Below are 16,053 nucleotides of genomic sequence, written 5' to 3'. Positions count from 1 at the left end.
TTCATTAGGTGCCCACTGAGCGTCGGCCCGCAGCCCGCACCGGCCGCTTTTACGGATCAAAGACCAACGACATCAGGTCCGACAATCTGGATGTAGGTTCGACCCAACCCAATATGGCCGCGCGGATCGCGTCCGCGCGGTCCGAACCGACGACTGGCGCGGCAAACTCGGTGTACTTGGCGATCACATCTCCCCTGCTGAGCGGAGCCTCCGGCCCTCCGCGCGCGTGAGTGTCGCCGGATTCGAACACACGCCCATCGGTCGATTTCAAGATGACATCGGCCCACCGCCCCTGCGGGAAGCGTGCACTGTGGCGCGCATCTTCCAGAACGTGAATACGCGACACCAACTCTGCCACCGCCGGATCAGACAAACCCGAACCCGAGATATGTTCGACCCCGATCCGACCATGGATCGCCTGAACCGCCACAGCAAAAGGCAGAGAATACTGGGCCTGAGACGTGGTGTCAGGCATCCCTGCGTACAGGCAGGCCGCTTCATGAAAACTGTTGATATGGATGGATCGGATTTGGTCGTGGGCCAGGTCATTCTCCATCATCACTGCCCGAACGCCGTCAATGGCTGCATGGGCCCAGCGACATATCGGATAGGGTTTTACGTATTGGTGTTCGACCTGCCAGAACTGACCTAAATCATCCCAAAACGACGCAACATCAGCATCTTCGATTGTGATGGCCGGGGCACCCGTGAAACCACGTTCGGCCAGAATCGCAGATGATATGCCAACCATCGCGCCCCAACCCGATCCGTCGTGCAGCATCGTCGGATTCGCAATCTCGCGCATCATCTGGCTTCGGGGGCCGTGGTATTCTGCTATTCCCAACGCTTGTCGAAATTGCTCTGGCGTGTACCCGCGCATGCGCGCGGCCATGGCGACCACGCCAAGGGCATTCCAGGCGCCGGACGTGTGGTAATCGCTGACCGATGCGTGCAGCGACAGCCCGGCACGTCCTGCGATTTCATATCCCGTGACGACGGCAGCCAGGGCTTCGGGGCCGGACAAATCAGGGCAATGCGCACCAAGTGAAACTAACGCAGGCAGGACGACGACACCAATATGCCCCTTAGTCGGATTGTAGCCGTCATGCCCGTCCAAATTGTCGATTTGTGTGGCTGCTGCGTAGGCAGCGCCCGCCGTGCTGACGAGGCGGCCATCAAACATCATCGGAACGCTGAATGCCGCATCAGTGCTTGCATAGAGCAGCGCGGCAGTATCGCGGGCGATCACGCCGACCTCCATCGGGCCGGAGGCGATCAGGATGCCCATTGTGTCGAGCATCATCAGGGCAGCGGCCTCTTTCGCGCTGTCAGGCATCTCGTGCGCTGAAAGGTTCAGGGCAAAATCCGTGACCCGATCCAGCGTGCCGGTCATTTGGCTGCCTCCATCACCTTGGGTTGGACATCGCGCAGCCGGAGACCCGATGGATCAAAGGGCGGTTCGGCCAAAACTCTGGCTTTATGCGGTTTGCCGAGGATGAAGATTTCCACCATATCCCCCGGCTTTACGACTGCCGGATTTGAATAGCCGATGGCCAGGGATTTGCCGACTGAATAGCCATAGGCCCCTGAGGTCACACGTCCGACCGGTGCGCCATCTGGTGTAAAGATAGGTTCGCCACCGGACGCGTCAGCATTCGTCACCTCGACCTCAAAAATCGACAGAACCTCGCGCGCGGCGTTGTCCTTGATCTGCACATAGGCGTCTTTGTGCAGGAAGTCCTTGTCCAGCTTGATCAGACCCGCCAGCCCGACTTCCTGCGGCCAGTATTCCTGAGAATACTCGCGGCCCCAAGAGCCATAGCCCTTCTCGATACGCAGTGATCCCAACGCGCGGCCGCCCACCGGACCACCGTCGCACTCCTTCGCAGCCTCAAGAAGCGCCGAATAGAGCCTGATCTGATCTTCTTTCGCGCAGTGCAGCTCCCACCCCAGATCGCCGGTAAAGCTGACGCGGATGGCAAGGCAGGTGACGCCTGCCACCTCGATCGTTTGTGAGCGCATAAAAGGGAACGCTTCGTTCGACAGGTCGGCATTTGTCAGTCGTTGCAACAGGTCACGCGACTTGGGACCCGCTACATTGAAACCCGCAATGCGATCCGTGGCCACTTCGAATGTTGTGCCTTCGGGCAGGTCGACCATGTTGAAGAACCGCTGATGATAACGCTCGGCCATGCCCGAGCCGATCATCATGTATTCGTCCTCCGCCACCTTGGTGATGGTGAAATCCCCGGCAACACCGCCCCGGACTGAGATCAGCGGTGTCAGGCACGACCGCCCAATCTCGGTCGGCACCCTATTCGCGACCAAACGGTCCAGCCAGTCATAAGCACCCGGGCCCTTAATGACGTAGTTGGCGAAGTTCGAGATGTCGATCACACCGACATTCTCGCGCAGCATCTTGACCTCTTGGCCAACCGGTTCCCACCAGTTCTGGCGGGTGAAACCGTTTGTATCAGTGGTGCCGGGCCGATCCGCAAACCAAAGCGGGTGTTCCCAGCCGCAGTTCAGACCAAAGACGCAGCCCATGTCTTTTTGCATCTCATACGCCGGGCGCACACGGGCCGGGCGGCCAGCGCTGCGTTCCTCGTTCGGGAAATGGATGGCAAAACGGTGAGTATACTGATCCTCAACCCGCGCCTTGGTGAATTTCTTGTCCGCCCAATCGCCAAACCGGGCCAGATCCCATGCGAACATGTCGTATTGCGGCTCACCCTCGATCATCCACTGCGCCGCCAGCAACCCCAGCCCGCCCGATTGCGAGAAGCCAGGGATCAAGCCCCCACATAGGAAGTAGTTCTTTAATTCCGGCACCGGGCCCCAAAGGGCGGAACTGTCCGGGGACCAGATCATAGGCCCGTTGATCACCCGTTTCACGCCAGCCGTCGCCGCGGCGGGCACGCGTTCGGTTGCGCGGATCACGTTCTCCATGATCCGGTCCAGATCGTCGGGGAACAGATCATGGGCGAAGTCCAGCGGCGTCCCGTCTTCGGCCCAGAACTTCATATCCTTCTCATAGGCCCCGATCAGCAGGCCGTTGCCTTCCTGTCGGAAGTAGTACTCACCGTCTCGATCGGCGATCGAAGGTAAACGGCGACCCAGGCTGGCAACCTCATCAATGGAATCGGTTACGAAATACTGGTGTTCAGTTGGTTGCAACGGCAGGTTCAGACCAGCCAGCGCCGCAACTTCGCGGCCCCAAAGGCCTGCGGCATTCACAACCCATTGCGTATGGACGTCGCCCTTTTCGGTACGCACGATCCACGACCCATCTGGCTGCTGATCAGTGCCTAACACTGGGCAAAAGCGCTCGATCGTTGCACCCATGGCGCGCGCGCCTGCGGCATAGGCGTGCGGCACGCCTGAGGGATCCACGTTGCCGCCTTCGGGTTCAAACATAATGCAGCGGATATCGTCGAACCGCGCCAGCGGGTGAAGTTCCATCGCTTGTTCTCGGCTGACCTCGTAGAAATTCAGGCCATAGAACCGAGCCTTGGCCTCTTGCAGGCGCAACTGGTGCTCACGATCTTCGGTCTGAGCCAGATACAGGGAACCGGGCTGGAACACTCCGCAACTCTGGCCGGTTTCCTGCTCCAGCTCTTTATACAGGTTCATTGTGTAATGCTGGATGCGGGTGATGTTGTTATTGTCATGCAGCCCGTGGATATTGGCCGCCGCGTGCCAGGTTGATCCGCTGGTCAGTTCATCCCGTTCAAGCAGGACAACGTCCCGCCAACCAAGCTTGGCCAAATGGTACAGGATTGAACAGCCAGCCAATCCTCCGCCGATGACTACGGCCTGTGCATGCGTTTTCATGAACTTGATCTCCCACCGACGGAACCGAAAACGGCACCCTTTGGAGGAAGTCAGCCACATGTCTTATGTGGCTTATGCTCTGTTCCCGACGCGAAATGTCGGGAACAGAGCTTGAATGGCCGGTTTTGATTAGTAAGGCGCTTCGACGTCGTTCATCGAAACATAGACTGTCTTCATCTCGCTGAAGTGATTGATCGCCAGTTTCGAGTTTTCGCGCCCGACACCTGACATTTTAGATCCACCAAAAGGGGCCTCGACCGGAGCCAGGTTATAGGTGTTGATATAGCAGGTGCCGGCCTCGAACCCGGCAACGATGCGATGCGCACGGGTCAGGTCGTTGGTGAAGACACCGGCGGCCAATCCAAACTCGGTGTCGTTGGCGCGGGCAATAACCTCTTCTTCTGTGTCAAAGTCCAGCACGGACATCACCGGGCCAAAGATTTCCTCGCGCGCGATGGCCATATCGTCGGTTACATCCGCAAAAACGGTGGGCTGCATGTAGAAACCGTCGCCTTCGATCCGCTTGCCGCCGAATACCAGACGTGCGCCCTCCGCCGTGCCCTTTTCAACGTAGCTTAGTGCGATATTCATCTGGTTTTCGCTGACCATAGGGCCAAAATTCACATCCTCATCCAGCGGATCGCCAATTTTCGCGGTGGCCAGACGTTCTGAAAGGCGGTTCAGGAAGGCCTCTTTGATGCCTTTCTGCACAAAGACACGTGTGCCGTTCGAACAGACCTGACCTGAAGAATAGAAGTTCCCAAGAATCGCGCCGGACACGGCGTTTTCAATATCCGCGTCGTCGAACACGATCATCGGGGACTTGCCGCCCAGTTCCATGGTGACATGCTTCATGCCATCAGCGGCCGCGGCATAGACCTTGCGACCGGTCGGCACAGAGCCGGTAAGCGACACTTTGGCCACGCGCGGGTCAGTCACAAGGGATGCACCGACGTCGCCATAACCCTGAACCACGTTGTAAATACCTTTGGGCGCGCCAGCCTCGATCAGGATCTCGGCCACTTTCAGCGCCGACAAAGGCGTGGTTTCCGAGGGCTTGAAGACCATCGTATTGCCGCAGGCCAGTGCAGGGGCGCCTTTCCAGCATGCGATCTGGGTCGGGTAGTTCCATGCCCCGATACCGACGCAAACGCCCAGCGCCTCGCGGATGGTGTAGACAAAGTCTCCGCCGCCCAGCGGGATATGCTCACCTGTCAATGACGCAGCCAGCCCCCCAAAGTACTCCAGCGCATCCGCACCCGATGTGGCGTCGGCCACCAGGGTTTCCTGCAAGGGTTTACCGGTGTCGTGGGTTTCGAGGATCGAAAGCGCGCGATTGCGGTCACGCATGATGTCAGATGCCCGTCTCAAGATACGACCACGCTCGGTCCCGGACATTGTCACCCACTCTGCCTGAGCGTTTTTGGCACTTGTTAGAGCCTGTTTCACAATATCCGGCGTGGCAGAGTGCAGCCGGGCGATGATTTCACCGGTGGCCGGGTAGATCACGTCGATAGGGGCGCCGTTGGTATCTTCAACATATGCGCCGTTGATGAAATGGCTCGCTTTGGGCTGAAACTTCATGCCGATTTCCTTCTCAGAAGTCCTTTCTTTCGCGTTTATATTTTATTGATTGACCAGTCAATAAAAGCAATTCACGGCGGACTCCCGCTGATGTGAATCGGCTCCCTCTTGAATAAAAAGCTTAATGTTCCATTTATGTTCTACATAGTCAGAGGAACAATCCGATGTCTTACCACGCCCGCAACCCGGCCATGGATGGCCCATCGAACGACTATCACCTGTTGCCCGTCACAGACCGGCAAATGCGATACGCTCGTGCAATTGCCCAGCAGTCGGCCTTGGAAATCCCAGTCGAGGCACAACGGGATCGCAAGTCGATGTCTGCCTGGATTTCGGCCCACAAGCCAGCCGATCCATCGCCCTTTGCGGACTATCCATCCGGCAAGCAGGTTGCCTTTGCCGAACGCATTTCCCGTAGCAGGCGCAGACCTATCCCATCCGAGTGTTTCCGCGACAAACAGATGATGTCCCGCTGGATTGATCAGAACAAATAATGGCCGTCTAATGTTTATGGTGGCGGGTATATAGCGCAACCGTAGCAGCAACAAACATACCCAAGAGGATGTAGCCGGTAACAGCCTCAGCGACGGCCAGCCCGCGACATAAACCTGTTGGGATCATGTCGCCATATCCCACAGTGGTGAAGGTGACGTATGAAAAATACAGGAAATCGGCTGGAGCATCTGCACCGACCACGCAATTGTCGGCGTAGCCGAAAGCGCCATACGCCGCCGCGAACAAGAACGGCACGACCTGAATGAAGGACACACCCATCAGAAACAAGCGTCGATGCGGCAGTTTCACCTGTGTCATGTAGTACCAAGATTGCGATGCGACCCAAACCACCAGGCAGACCGACACAATAGTACCGATGGTTTCGCCTGCGGCCGCCTCACTCAGGCGCGACAGACCATACCACGCGAAAAAACTCGCAATAACCAGTCCGACCGCTGCGATAAGCGTCGATTTCCACTCTTCCAGTGTTGTAGGTTCGCGGTGCATAAAACTTCCGATGGCCTAGGTTTTTCCGCGATCATCAGGGTTCCGGCCTGTACCCGCAACCTTAATCATTCACCCATCATTCAATGCCTAGGTGTTCCTGCCCGCGCTGACGTGACAGCAGGATTTGATTCTGGCGTTCGCGGAACCGCATTTTGTCCGCGTCTGATGTCTCGTTTATGCACCGATGGCAAGACACGCCGTGCTCGTATTCCGCGCGCTTCATATCCTCTGGCAGAATCGGGCGGCGGCAGCCGTGGCACAGGTTGTGCGGTCCTTCGACCAACCCATGTCCAACCGAGACGCGATTGTCGAACACAAAGCACTCGCCCTGCCAGGTGCTGTCATCGGCGGGCATCTCTTCGAGATACCGCAGGATGCCGCCTTTCAGGTGGTACACATCCTCAACCCCCTGCCCCAGCAGGTAGTTGGTGGATTTCTCACAGCGAATACCGCCAGTGCAGAACATCGCGACTCGTTTGTTGTGAAAGCGGTCTTTGTTTTCTTCCCACCAGACTGGGAACTCACGGAAACTGGCTGTTTCAGGGTCTACTGCGCCCTCAAACGTACCAATCGCCACCTCGTAGTCATTGCGTGTGTCGATCACGACCACATCGTCAGACCGGATCAGATCGTTCCAGTCCTCGGGCTCGACATAATTGCCGACACGGGCGCGCGGATCGACGTCCGGCTGACCCATGGTCACGATCTCTTTTTTCAGACGCACCTTCATTTTGCCAAAGGGCGGGTGATCGGATGTGGCTTCTTTCCACTCAAGATCCGCACAACCGGGCAGAGCCTTGATGTGGGCCAACACCGCATCGATCCCACTACGCGGGCCGGCGATGGTTCCGTTGATCCCCTCGGCGGCCAGCAACAAGGTGCCCTTGACTGACTGCGCGCGGCAAAGGTCCAGCAGCGGGTCGCGCAGGGACACGTGATCCGAAAAACGGGTGAAGTGATAGAGAGCAGCGATCGTATACATGCGCGCGGTCTAAACCTGCTGGACAAGAGTCGCAAGAGACCGGATTGACGCTCCCCGCCCTGCCCCCTACCGATAGGACAATGCGAGGAGATTCCCGATGGCCCATGCCCTAATTGTAATCGACGTTCAGAACGATTTCTGCCCCGGTGGTGCGCTGGCGGTGCCCGGAGGTCACGAGATCGTGGACCCCATCAACACTATGATGGCAGAGTTCGACGCCGTGATCCTGACGCAGGATTGGCACCCGGCGGGACATTCGTCCTTTGCCAGCGAGCACGACGGCAAAGCCCCCTTGGACATGACCGAAATGCATTATGGGCCGCAGGTCTTGTGGCCGGATCACTGTGTGCAGGGCACCGACGGTGCGGAATTCCATCCGGATCTGAATACCCATGCTGACCTTGTCATTCGCAAAGGCTTTCGGAGCAGCATCGATAGCTATTCCGCATTTTTCGAGAACGACCAAAAGACTCCGACCGGTTTGGAAGGTTACTTGAAATCACGTGGCATCACCAAACTGACCCTGGTTGGGCTGGCCACAGATTTCTGTGTTCATTTTTCAGCCGTTGACGCTGCCCGGTTGGGTTTTGACGTCACGGTCCGAATGGACGCATGTCGGGCGATTGATTTGGATGGATCACTGGCAGCCGCCGTGGCCGCGATGCGTGAAGCTGGCGTTGCGTTGACCTAAGGCGTAGCGCCTTTTTCGGCAAGATACCTGAGCACTGCAAACAAGATCACCGCCAGTCCCAATGCAACGCCAATTCGTCCGGGCAATGTGCGGCGCTCGGGCGTTGCGGGTGATTTGTAGCGCGGGTTCGGCGTCCAATTCTCGACTTTTGGGCGTTGGTCGTTGCGCGGTTTGGCCGTTTTGACATTGTCCAAAAATCGATGGAAGTCGAATTCACCGCAGTATTCGCCCTCAATTCCCATTTCGCGAATATTGGCAAAAAGCGCGTGCAGAATGCGTTTGCGTTGGTCTACGTCCCGTGACGAATAGTACCCTTGCGACAACTTGCTGTCGGTTGAATCCAGATCAAAGCCGGCTTCCTGGAAAATTTGTCGAATCTTCGGTGACGTCGCCCGAAGCGCGTCAGCCGTTTTCACGTGACGGAATCGGGCACGCGCGACGGAATTGTCCAATCGCTCTGAACCGGCGTTATCTTCCAATTCCTCATTAACAACGATGTCAAAATCGTACTCGAGAACCATTCACCAAATTAACCTCGTTCAACCATCCCTCTCTTTTCACTAAACTGTGAAAAGATCACACAATATGCTCGCAATGTGACCTGACCTTGTCATTGTTATCATTCTAGCGACTCTTGCCATTCCACGCACCGATTGATCTAACAACGGAAATCGCAGGAGTTCCCCATGGTCGATATTGCGACACGCGTGTACAATCATAAATGGAAGATTGACCCGATTGTACGGTCTTTGATCGACACTGACTTCTACAAACTGCTGATGTGCCAGTCAGTGTTTCGAAATAAGCCCCAAACGGATGTGGCTTTTTCCCTGATCAACCGGTCGAATCACATTCCATTGGCCAAACTTATCGATGAAGGCGAGCTGCGCGAGCAATTGGATCATATCCGATCGCTTGGCCTGAGCCGGGGCGAAAGCACGTGGCTGCGGGGCAATACGTTCTATGGCAAGCGCCAGATGTTCCGTTCGGATTTTATGGAATGGTTCGAAAACATGCGCCTGCCGCCCTATCACCTGGAACGGAAGGGCGATCAGTACGAGCTGACATTTGAAGGTAAGTGGCACGAGGTTATGCTGTGGGAAATCCCGGCGCTTGCGGTTCTGATGGAGCTGCGCTCGCGCGCTGTGCTGAACAACATGCGGCGGTTTGAGCTGCAGGTGCTATATGCCCAGGCCATGACCCGCGTTTGGAAGAAGATCGAACAACTGCGGGATATTGACGGGCTTGGGATCGCTGACTTCGGAACCCGGCGTCGACACAGCTTTCTTTGGCAAGACTGGTGTGTGCAGGCCATGATCGAGGGTCTGGGATCGAGTTTTACCGGTACGTCGAACTGTCTAATCGCCATGCGGCGCGAAGTTGAAGCCATCGGCACCAACGCGCACGAACTGCCGATGGTCTACAGCGCCCTTGCCAAAGACGATGCTGAACTGGCGCAAGCGCCTTATGACGTGCTGAGCGACTGGCACGACGAACATGACGGCAATCTGCGCATCATTCTGCCCGACACCTATGGCACGCAGGGCTTTTTGGATCGCGCACCCGATTGGCTGGCCGGATGGACCGGCATTCGCATCGACAGCGGTGATCCCGCAACAGGCGCGGAAACCGCGATCAAGTGGTGGCAATCCCGTGGAGAAGACCCCCTGGAAAAGCGCGTGATCTTCTCGGATGGTCTGGATGTGGATAAAATTCGGGAACTGCACACTCAATTCGCCCACAGAACCAAAGTCTCGTTCGGGTGGGGCACCTTGCTGACCAACGACTTCCGCGGGCTCGTGCCAAACGACGCGTTGGCGCCGTTCTCGCTGGTCTGCAAGGCTGTGTCCGCCAATGGCCAGCCGACCGTGAAACTGTCGGACAACCCGGAAAAGGCGATGGGACCGAAGGATCAGATCGAACGCTACAAACGAGTGTTCGGCGTAGGCGCGCAAGAGGCGATCGAGGTGATTGTTTAGGCTCTAACCATGGTACGCCGCGACCGTTTTCAACTGTGAAAAGCCATATAGGGCCTCGAACCCTTTCTCGCGGCCGTGTCCAGATTTTCCGACACCACCAAAGGGAAGCTCTACGCCACCACCCGCGCCGTAGTTGTTGATGAACACCTGGCCCGAGCGCAGTTGCTTTGCCAGCCGCATTTGCCGTGCGCCGTCGCGGGTCCAGATGCTGGCGACCAACCCGTAATCGGTGCCGTTGGCAATCTTCACCGCGTCTTCTTCTGAATCGAATGGGATCAGCACCTGCACGGGACCGAAGATCTCATCCTTGGCCAGACAGTGATCCGGCGGAACGTCCGCAAAAAGGGTCGGCACAACATAGGCTCCTTCGGACGGCGCACCGTCTACGATCTGTCCTTGCCCTGCGACGGTCAGGTCTGCGCCCCTGGCCAGAAAGTCCGAAACGATGTCCTTTTGACGGGCCGATATCAGCGGGCCGACGCGCAGATCGTCTTGCGCAGGGCCAACGGTCAAATCTGCATAGGCCGCTGCCATACGATGCTTGACCTGATCATAAACCCCGCGCTGCACCAAAATGCGTGACGAGGCCGAGCAGGTTTGTCCGGCATTCTGAATGCCCGCATTCACCAGAAAGGGCAGGGCCGCATCCAGATCGGCATCGTCAAACACCAGTTGAGGTGACTTCCCCCCAAGCTCCAGCGTCACAGGAATCACGTTTTGCCCCGCTGCCTGCTGCACCAGCGCCCCAGTAGCGACTGACCCGGTAAACGAGACGTGGTGCACGCCCGTATGGCCCGCCAAAGCCGCCCCCGCCTCGGCCCCCAACCCGGGGACGACATTAAGGGCACCGGCCGGTAAACCGGCCTCTTGCGCCAGATGCGCAAAGGCCAGCGCGGTCAGGCAAGCTTCTTCCGCAGGTTTCAGAACGCAGGCATTGCCCATCGCCAGCGCAGCCCCAACCGACCGCCCGATGATCTGCATCGGATAGTTCCACGGCACGATATGCCCCGTCACGCCGTGCGGTTCCCGTAAAGTATAGACGGTGTAGCCATCCAGATACGGGATGGTCTCGCCCATGACCTTGTCCGCGGCCCCACCATAGAATTCGCAATACCGTGCCAACGCAACCGCATCTGCGCGTGCCTGCGTCAGGGGCTTGCCGACATCCATGGCCTCTAGCGTGGCCAGGCCCTCGACACGCTCCAAAACCATCCTTCCCATACGCGTAAGGATACGGCCCCGCTCCAGCGCAGTCTTTCGTCCCCAATCCCCGTCAATCGCAGTCTGAGCAGCCTTGACCGCAGCATCAACATCATGCCCGCCACCCCTTGCGATCTGGCAGATATCTGAGCCGTCAGAAGGATTGATCAAAGGCAATGTTTGTTCTGAGGCTGGCGGCACCCAATTGCCGCCGATCAGACACAGGCTTGGATCAAACCAAAGGGGGCTGGACATGAGATACTCCTATATTCGGCTCTAATATGTGGTTCACGCCACATCCCGACCAATGTCTGGCAGCACTGGCGCGGCATTAATCAGGTCTTTTGTGTATTGGTGTTGTGGGTCAGAGAAGACGCTTTCGGTATCGCCTTCTTCGACGATCTTTCCGGCCCGCATCACCATAACGCGGTCAGTGATGGTGCGCACGACGCTCAGATCATGGCTGATGAACAGATAAGTCAGATCATAGGCCTCACATAGTTCGGCCAACAGGTCGAGAATCTGCGCCCGGACCGACACATCAAGGGCGGAAACAGCCTCGTCAAACAAGATCAGTTCGGGCCGGATGATTAAGGCACGGGCGATGGCAATGCGCTGTCTCTGACCGCCCGAGAATTCATGAATATACTTACCAGCGTCATCCGGGCTGAGACCCACCGCTGTCAACATTTCAGCGATCCGGTCCTGCCTCTCGGACCCCATTACAGGAGCATCGAGCAGATGGAACGGTTCAGTGATCAACCGGGCCACGCGGTGACGTGGATTGAAGCTGCCATAGGGGTCCTGAAAGACCACCTGCATCTTGCGCCGCACGGCGAGGTTGGGATTGTGACCCGAAAAGACAGGCTGGCCATCCAGACGAATGTCACCACCCTGAACTTCTTCAAGACCCAGAATTGCCTTTGTTAGGGTCGATTTTCCACACCCCGACTCGCCGACCAGGCCCAGACGTTCTCCGCTATTGAGCGTAAAGCTGACTTGGTCCACTGCCCTGTGGTGCCCCGGTGTATCAAACAGCCCCTTGCGAGGCAGACGATAGTCGCGAATGACATTTGTCGCTTCAAGCAAAGGGCGGGATTTCGCGGGTTCGGGCAGGGATACCTGATGCCCCGAAGCCTTGAACAGCATACGGGTATATGGATGCTGCATGTGGTGTAGCAGATGGGCAGTGGCCCCAGATTCGACCACTTCGCCATGGCGCATAACAACAATTTGGTCGGCCATATCCGCAACCACGGCAAGATCATGGGTGATCATCAACAGCCCCATGTCGTATTCCGACACCAGCCCTTTTAGAAGCTTGAGGATTTGCGCCTGCGTTGTCACATCTAGCGCTGTGGTCGGCTCATCCGCGATCAACAGCTTGGGACGCAACGCGATCGCCATCGCAATCACGACACGCTGACGCTGCCCCCCGGACAGTTCGTGCGGAAAGCGGGACAGCGGGAAGCGATCCGGCGGCAGGCCAACACGGGTCAGAACTTCCTCCGTCCGGTCACGCGCCTGTCTGGGCGGCATGGCCTTGTGGATCAGGATAGTCTCCATCACCTGATCGCCAATGGTTTTGACCGGGTTCAGTGCGGTCATAGGTTCTTGGAACACCATACCGATCGCGGCACCGCGCAAGGCACACAAATCGTTTTCATCGCGGTCTAACATATCTGAGCCGTTCAGCCGGATGGCTCCGGTTGTCTTTGCTCCGTCCGGCAAAAGCTGCATCACCGCGAGCGCGGTCATCGATTTGCCCGATCCGCTTTCCCCGGTCACGGCCACGATCTGACCGGGCGCAATGGACAGATTGACCTGTTTCAGGATGTTCGTGCCGTGAATGGACAGCGTCAGGTTTTCGATCTCAAGCAAACTCATGCGCGCGCCACCCTGATCCGGGGATCCAGCCAATCGCGCAACCCATCTCCCAGCAGGTTCAACCCAAGCACCGTGACAATGATCGCCAGACCCGGAATCAGAGCCAAATGTGGGGCAAAACTGACCATTGTCTGCGCATCTGCCAGCATCCGGCCCCAACTTGGCGTGGGCGGTTGCGCGCCCAGACCGACATAAGACAGACCAGCCTCAGCCAGAATGCCCAGAGAGAACTGGATGGTGCCCTGAACGATCAGAAGGTTGGCGACGTTAGGCAGGATATGCTCAGCCGATATCCGTGCCGCACCTTTGCCCGAAACGCGCGCGGCCAGGATGAACTCCCGTTCCCATAGAGATAGCGCTGCGCCGCGAGTGATGCGTGCAAAAACCGGGATGTTGAAAATGCCAATGGCGATGATCGCATTTATCGCGCCAGCACCGAACACAGCAGTGATCAGGATGGCGATGACCAGAGACGGGAAAGCAAATACCAGATCGTTGCCGCGCATGATCAGCTCGTCCAGCCACGACCCTTTGCGCGCAGCCGCTGTCAGGCCCAAAGGCACGCCCAGCGCCATGCCAATCCCCACCGCCACCAAAGCCACGGCAATCGAGGTACGGGCACCGACCATGATCATCGAGAACATGTCGCGTCCAAAATGATCCGTACCAAACCAATGCAACGCGTTGGGAGGCTGCAGTTTGTCGGGGATGTTCAGCGCAGCGTAATCATAGGGCGTCCAGACAAATGAAATCGCCGCCGCCAACAGCACCAGCGAGGACAGACAAGCCCCAAGGATCAGGCTCCGGCTCATGTCCGGCTCCTTAACCTTGGATCAACGGCTGCATAGGCCAGATCGACCAGAAAGTTCACGGTGATGACCGCAAAGACCAGCAGCATTACCACGGATTCCACCACAATCAGATCGCGGGCCGAGATTGCCTGAAACACCAATCGCCCAAGACCGGGCAGATAAAAGACTTGTTCGATAATAATAGATCCCGCCAGCAGGAAGGAAAACTGCAACCCGATGATGGTCAGAACCGGGATCAGCGCGTTGCGCACCCCGTGCCGCCACAGGACCTGACGACGCGAAAGCCCTTTGGCACGTGCGGTGCGCATGAAGTCTTCGCCCAATATGTCCAACAAAGACGACCGCATGACCCGCGCCAGAATGGCCGCCTGCGGCAGGGCCAGCGCGATGGCCGGCAGTGTCAGGGAGTGCATTCCGGTCCAGAACCCCATAGCCCAGCCTGCGAACCCTCCGGCATTGAACCAGCGCAGGTTGATGGCGAAGACCAGAACCAGCATCATGGCGAACCAGAAATTCGGCACCGCAATGCCAAGTTGCGTTGCCCCCATCACCGTCAGATCGCCCGGTTTGCCCCGGCGCGCGGCAGCATAGATGCCAACCGGAAACGCTATCGCGGTGGACAGGGTAAGCGCATACAGCGCCAGAGGCAGCGAGACCCACAGCCGATCCGCGATCATCTGCGACACGGGCGTGCGATAGGTGTAAGAGGTTCCGAAATCCCCCACCATCATCCCGCCAACCCAATTGAAATACCGCTGCACCTTGGATACATCCAAACCCAACTCGGCCCGCAGAGCGGCAAGCGTATCCTCTTGCGCATTGACGCCCAACATGAATGACGCCGGATCACCGGGCGCCACCTCAATCACGGCAAATATAACGACCGAGGCGACGGCGAGGCTGATCACCAGCGATATCAGTCGTTTGAGGGCATAGCGAAGCATCGAGGCCACGTTAGGGGTGCGCGCCTTCCCGGTCCAGCACCTATGGAGCCAGAAGATAGGCAAAAACTGCATAGCCAACGATTGCAGCGTAACCCAGCGGGTAAATCCACTTGATGGCGTAGTTATCCAACTTGCGCGCCCCGGATTCGCGACCCGAGACTTTGAGCCTGCGCAGGGCGACATTGAACACAATCAAAGCCCCGGTCATCAGGAACATGCACTGCAGAACGAAATCCAGAAATGTCAGGTATCCAAGCTTTGGCAGATCAGCAGAAATCGCCCAGTTGAAAGCTACGAATACCAGCAAGTTTCCTCCGGCAATTTCGATCCTTTTGCGGTATTCATCAAGAAAGAACAGTGCCCAGCCGACCGAGATCAGCACCAGCATCGGCAGAAACACCCGAATGACATAGTAGGTCAGATGCCGGTGGCCTTCGAAGATCAGCGCAACCTGATCGCTGTCCTGACCGGAAAGGCCCGTGACCTGAGAGGTTTCAAGCCGCGCATTGTCCAGAATCCACTCTTCTTCGCCCAGCAGGTCACCAAGGCCCGAGAACTCGTTCATCGGATGATAGGACACATATTGGGATGGAAAGATCGAAACGACCTCGAAATGAAACTCCTGTGTGTCGAAAGGGTATTTCCGAAAATCGAAATGTGGGGCCTGTAATGTCAGCGAGGATTTCTCGACATACAACACCCGCCCGTCATATCGCAGAGAGGCGGCGGCTTCGTGAATCCACTTGTTGGATTGTTGGTTGTGAATGACGAATGCTGGTACCACCGTCCCGATCTCAGCGGCATGATCGGCCAGCGCCGGGGGGTTGAAAACCCGGAAATCGCGCCCCAGCTCTTGCCGGTCAAAAGCCAACGCAGGGTCGGCCCACTCAACACGCAGCACAACCACGGCACCGTAGTTTTCGGCCTTCTGGTCAACGCTGGTGATCTGATCGATTCGAATACCGATGCCAACATCCAGCGGGTTCTCTGGCGTCCCGATAGGTGTATCCAACCGACTGTCCAGAATGTTCTGCGCCACAACCGGTTCCACAGTCGTTGCCGCCAGGGCAACGGTCACAAAAACCAGAAACAGGACACGAAACAAAATCATCCTTGGCTCACTCGACAACATTAAATG

Annotated in this window: 14 protein-coding genes; 3 read left to right on the top strand and 11 right to left on the bottom strand. The window is 57.4% G+C overall.

Annotated features, from left to right (window positions below):
- Nucleotides 1–49: 49 nt before the first annotated feature.
- From AC2FID_RS10620 to betB, 3 genes are all read right to left on the bottom strand, one after another.
- Nucleotides 50–1,393 (bottom strand): MmgE/PrpD family protein, encoded by a 1,344-nt coding sequence (locus AC2FID_RS10620; protein WP_496836747.1) that lies wholly within the window; start codon nucleotides 1,391–1,393, stop codon nucleotides 50–52.
- Complete coding sequence (locus tag AC2FID_RS10615; RefSeq protein ID WP_496836745.1) at nucleotides 1,390–3,834, bottom strand: GcvT family protein; 2,445 nt, start codon at nucleotides 3,832–3,834, stop codon at nucleotides 1,390–1,392. The genes AC2FID_RS10620 and AC2FID_RS10615 overlap by 4 nt, the downstream gene beginning before the upstream one ends.
- Before the next feature lie 129 nt (nucleotides 3,835–3,963).
- A complete protein-coding gene (gene betB / locus AC2FID_RS10610; protein WP_496836742.1) occupies nucleotides 3,964–5,418 on the bottom strand; it encodes a betaine-aldehyde dehydrogenase in 1,455 nt (484 codons plus the stop codon).
- A gap of 164 nt (nucleotides 5,419–5,582) precedes the next feature.
- Here betB and AC2FID_RS10605 point away from each other — a divergent pair, with 164 nt between their 5' ends.
- Nucleotides 5,583–5,912, top strand: a complete 330-nt coding sequence (locus AC2FID_RS10605) for a hypothetical protein (RefSeq protein WP_282152256.1) — start codon at nucleotides 5,583–5,585, stop codon at nucleotides 5,910–5,912.
- A 7-nt stretch (nucleotides 5,913–5,919) separates the two neighbouring features.
- Here AC2FID_RS10605 and AC2FID_RS10600 read toward each other — a convergent pair whose 3' ends face one another.
- Nucleotides 5,920–6,420: a potassium channel family protein gene (locus tag AC2FID_RS10600; RefSeq protein ID WP_058275022.1), complete on the bottom strand. Its 501-nt coding sequence runs from the start codon at nucleotides 6,418–6,420 to the stop codon at nucleotides 5,920–5,922.
- Nucleotides 6,421–6,496: 76 nt separating this feature from the next.
- On the bottom strand, nucleotides 6,497–7,402 hold the full coding sequence (gene trhO / locus AC2FID_RS10595; protein ID WP_496836740.1) for an oxygen-dependent tRNA uridine(34) hydroxylase TrhO: 906 nt from the start codon (nucleotides 7,400–7,402) through the stop codon (nucleotides 6,497–6,499).
- 97 nt (nucleotides 7,403–7,499) lie between these two features.
- On the opposite strand from trhO, the gene pncA reads away from it, so the two are divergent.
- Nucleotides 7,500–8,093, top strand: coding sequence for a bifunctional nicotinamidase/pyrazinamidase (gene pncA / locus AC2FID_RS10590; protein WP_058275024.1), 594 nt, complete (start codon nucleotides 7,500–7,502; stop codon nucleotides 8,091–8,093).
- Here pncA and AC2FID_RS10585 read toward each other — a convergent pair.
- Nucleotides 8,090–8,614, bottom strand: a complete 525-nt coding sequence (locus tag AC2FID_RS10585; protein WP_108860017.1) for a hypothetical protein — start codon at nucleotides 8,612–8,614, stop codon at nucleotides 8,090–8,092. The two genes, pncA and AC2FID_RS10585, sit on opposite strands and share 4 nt — an antisense overlap.
- Nucleotides 8,615–8,779: 165 nt before the next feature.
- On the opposite strand from AC2FID_RS10585, the gene pncB reads away from it, so the two are divergent.
- Nucleotides 8,780–10,072: a nicotinate phosphoribosyltransferase gene (gene pncB / locus AC2FID_RS10580; RefSeq protein ID WP_058279083.1), complete on the top strand. Its 1,293-nt coding sequence runs from the start codon at nucleotides 8,780–8,782 to the stop codon at nucleotides 10,070–10,072.
- 3 nt (nucleotides 10,073–10,075) lie between these two features.
- Here the strand turns inward: pncB and AC2FID_RS10575 are convergent, their stop codons facing one another.
- Genes AC2FID_RS10575 through AC2FID_RS10555 form a run of 5 tightly spaced genes read right to left on the bottom strand, consistent with a single transcriptional unit; the run spans nucleotide 10,076 to nucleotide 16,026 of the window.
- The gene (locus AC2FID_RS10575; protein WP_496836737.1) at nucleotides 10,076–11,527 is read right to left on the bottom strand and encodes an aldehyde dehydrogenase family protein; all 1,452 of its coding nucleotides are present in this window, start codon (nucleotides 11,525–11,527) and stop codon (nucleotides 10,076–10,078) included.
- Nucleotides 11,528–11,560: 33 nt separating this feature from the next.
- Nucleotides 11,561–13,159, bottom strand: coding sequence for an ABC transporter ATP-binding protein (locus tag AC2FID_RS10570; RefSeq protein ID WP_496836735.1), 1,599 nt, complete (start codon nucleotides 13,157–13,159; stop codon nucleotides 11,561–11,563).
- Entirely contained in the window at nucleotides 13,156–13,971 is an 816-nt protein-coding gene (locus AC2FID_RS10565; RefSeq protein ID WP_282170150.1) for an ABC transporter permease, read from the bottom strand. The genes AC2FID_RS10570 and AC2FID_RS10565 overlap by 4 nt, the downstream gene beginning before the upstream one ends.
- Nucleotides 13,968–14,915 carry an ABC transporter permease gene (locus AC2FID_RS10560; RefSeq protein ID WP_496836733.1) on the bottom strand — a complete coding sequence of 316 codons (948 nt, stop codon included), beginning with the start codon at nucleotides 14,913–14,915 and terminating at the stop codon, nucleotides 13,968–13,970. The genes AC2FID_RS10565 and AC2FID_RS10560 overlap by 4 nt, the downstream gene beginning before the upstream one ends.
- Before the next feature lie 40 nt (nucleotides 14,916–14,955).
- Nucleotides 14,956–16,026, bottom strand: coding sequence for a ligand-gated ion channel (locus tag AC2FID_RS10555; protein ID WP_496836732.1), 1,071 nt, complete (start codon nucleotides 16,024–16,026; stop codon nucleotides 14,956–14,958).
- Nucleotides 16,027–16,053: the final 27 nt, after the last annotated feature.

Source organism: Ruegeria sp. CDSC068 (genome assembly GCF_059610545.1).
Note: the sequence above shows the minus strand (reverse complement) of the source record. Positions and strands in the feature narration are given on the sequence as shown.

Bases quoted from the DNA above. Each gene is read 5' to 3' on its own strand.
- AC2FID_RS10620 (WP_496836747.1), bottom strand. From the start codon at position 1,393: ATGACCGGCACGCTGGATCGGGTCACGGATTTTGCCCTGAACCTTTCA.
- AC2FID_RS10615 (WP_496836745.1), bottom strand. From the start codon at position 3,834: ATGAAAACGCATGCACAGGCCGTAGTCATCGGCGGAGGATTGGCTGGC.
- betB (WP_496836742.1), bottom strand. From the start codon at position 5,418: ATGAAGTTTCAGCCCAAAGCGAGCCATTTCATCAACGGCGCATATGTT.
- AC2FID_RS10605 (WP_282152256.1), top strand. From the start codon at position 5,583: ATGTCTTACCACGCCCGCAACCCGGCCATGGATGGCCCATCGAACGAC.
- AC2FID_RS10600 (WP_058275022.1), bottom strand. From the start codon at position 6,420: ATGCACCGCGAACCTACAACACTGGAAGAGTGGAAATCGACGCTTATC.
- trhO (WP_496836740.1), bottom strand. From the start codon at position 7,402: ATGTATACGATCGCTGCTCTCTATCACTTCACCCGTTTTTCGGATCAC.
- pncA (WP_058275024.1), top strand. From the start codon at position 7,500: ATGGCCCATGCCCTAATTGTAATCGACGTTCAGAACGATTTCTGCCCC.
- AC2FID_RS10585 (WP_108860017.1), bottom strand. From the start codon at position 8,614: ATGGTTCTCGAGTACGATTTTGACATCGTTGTTAATGAGGAATTGGAA.
- pncB (WP_058279083.1), top strand. From the start codon at position 8,780: ATGGTCGATATTGCGACACGCGTGTACAATCATAAATGGAAGATTGAC.
- AC2FID_RS10575 (WP_496836737.1), bottom strand. From the start codon at position 11,527: ATGTCCAGCCCCCTTTGGTTTGATCCAAGCCTGTGTCTGATCGGCGGC.
- AC2FID_RS10570 (WP_496836735.1), bottom strand. From the start codon at position 13,159: ATGAGTTTGCTTGAGATCGAAAACCTGACGCTGTCCATTCACGGCACG.
- AC2FID_RS10565 (WP_282170150.1), bottom strand. From the start codon at position 13,971: ATGAGCCGGAGCCTGATCCTTGGGGCTTGTCTGTCCTCGCTGGTGCTG.
- AC2FID_RS10560 (WP_496836733.1), bottom strand. From the start codon at position 14,915: ATGCTTCGCTATGCCCTCAAACGACTGATATCGCTGGTGATCAGCCTC.
- AC2FID_RS10555 (WP_496836732.1), bottom strand. From the start codon at position 16,026: ATGATTTTGTTTCGTGTCCTGTTTCTGGTTTTTGTGACCGTTGCCCTG.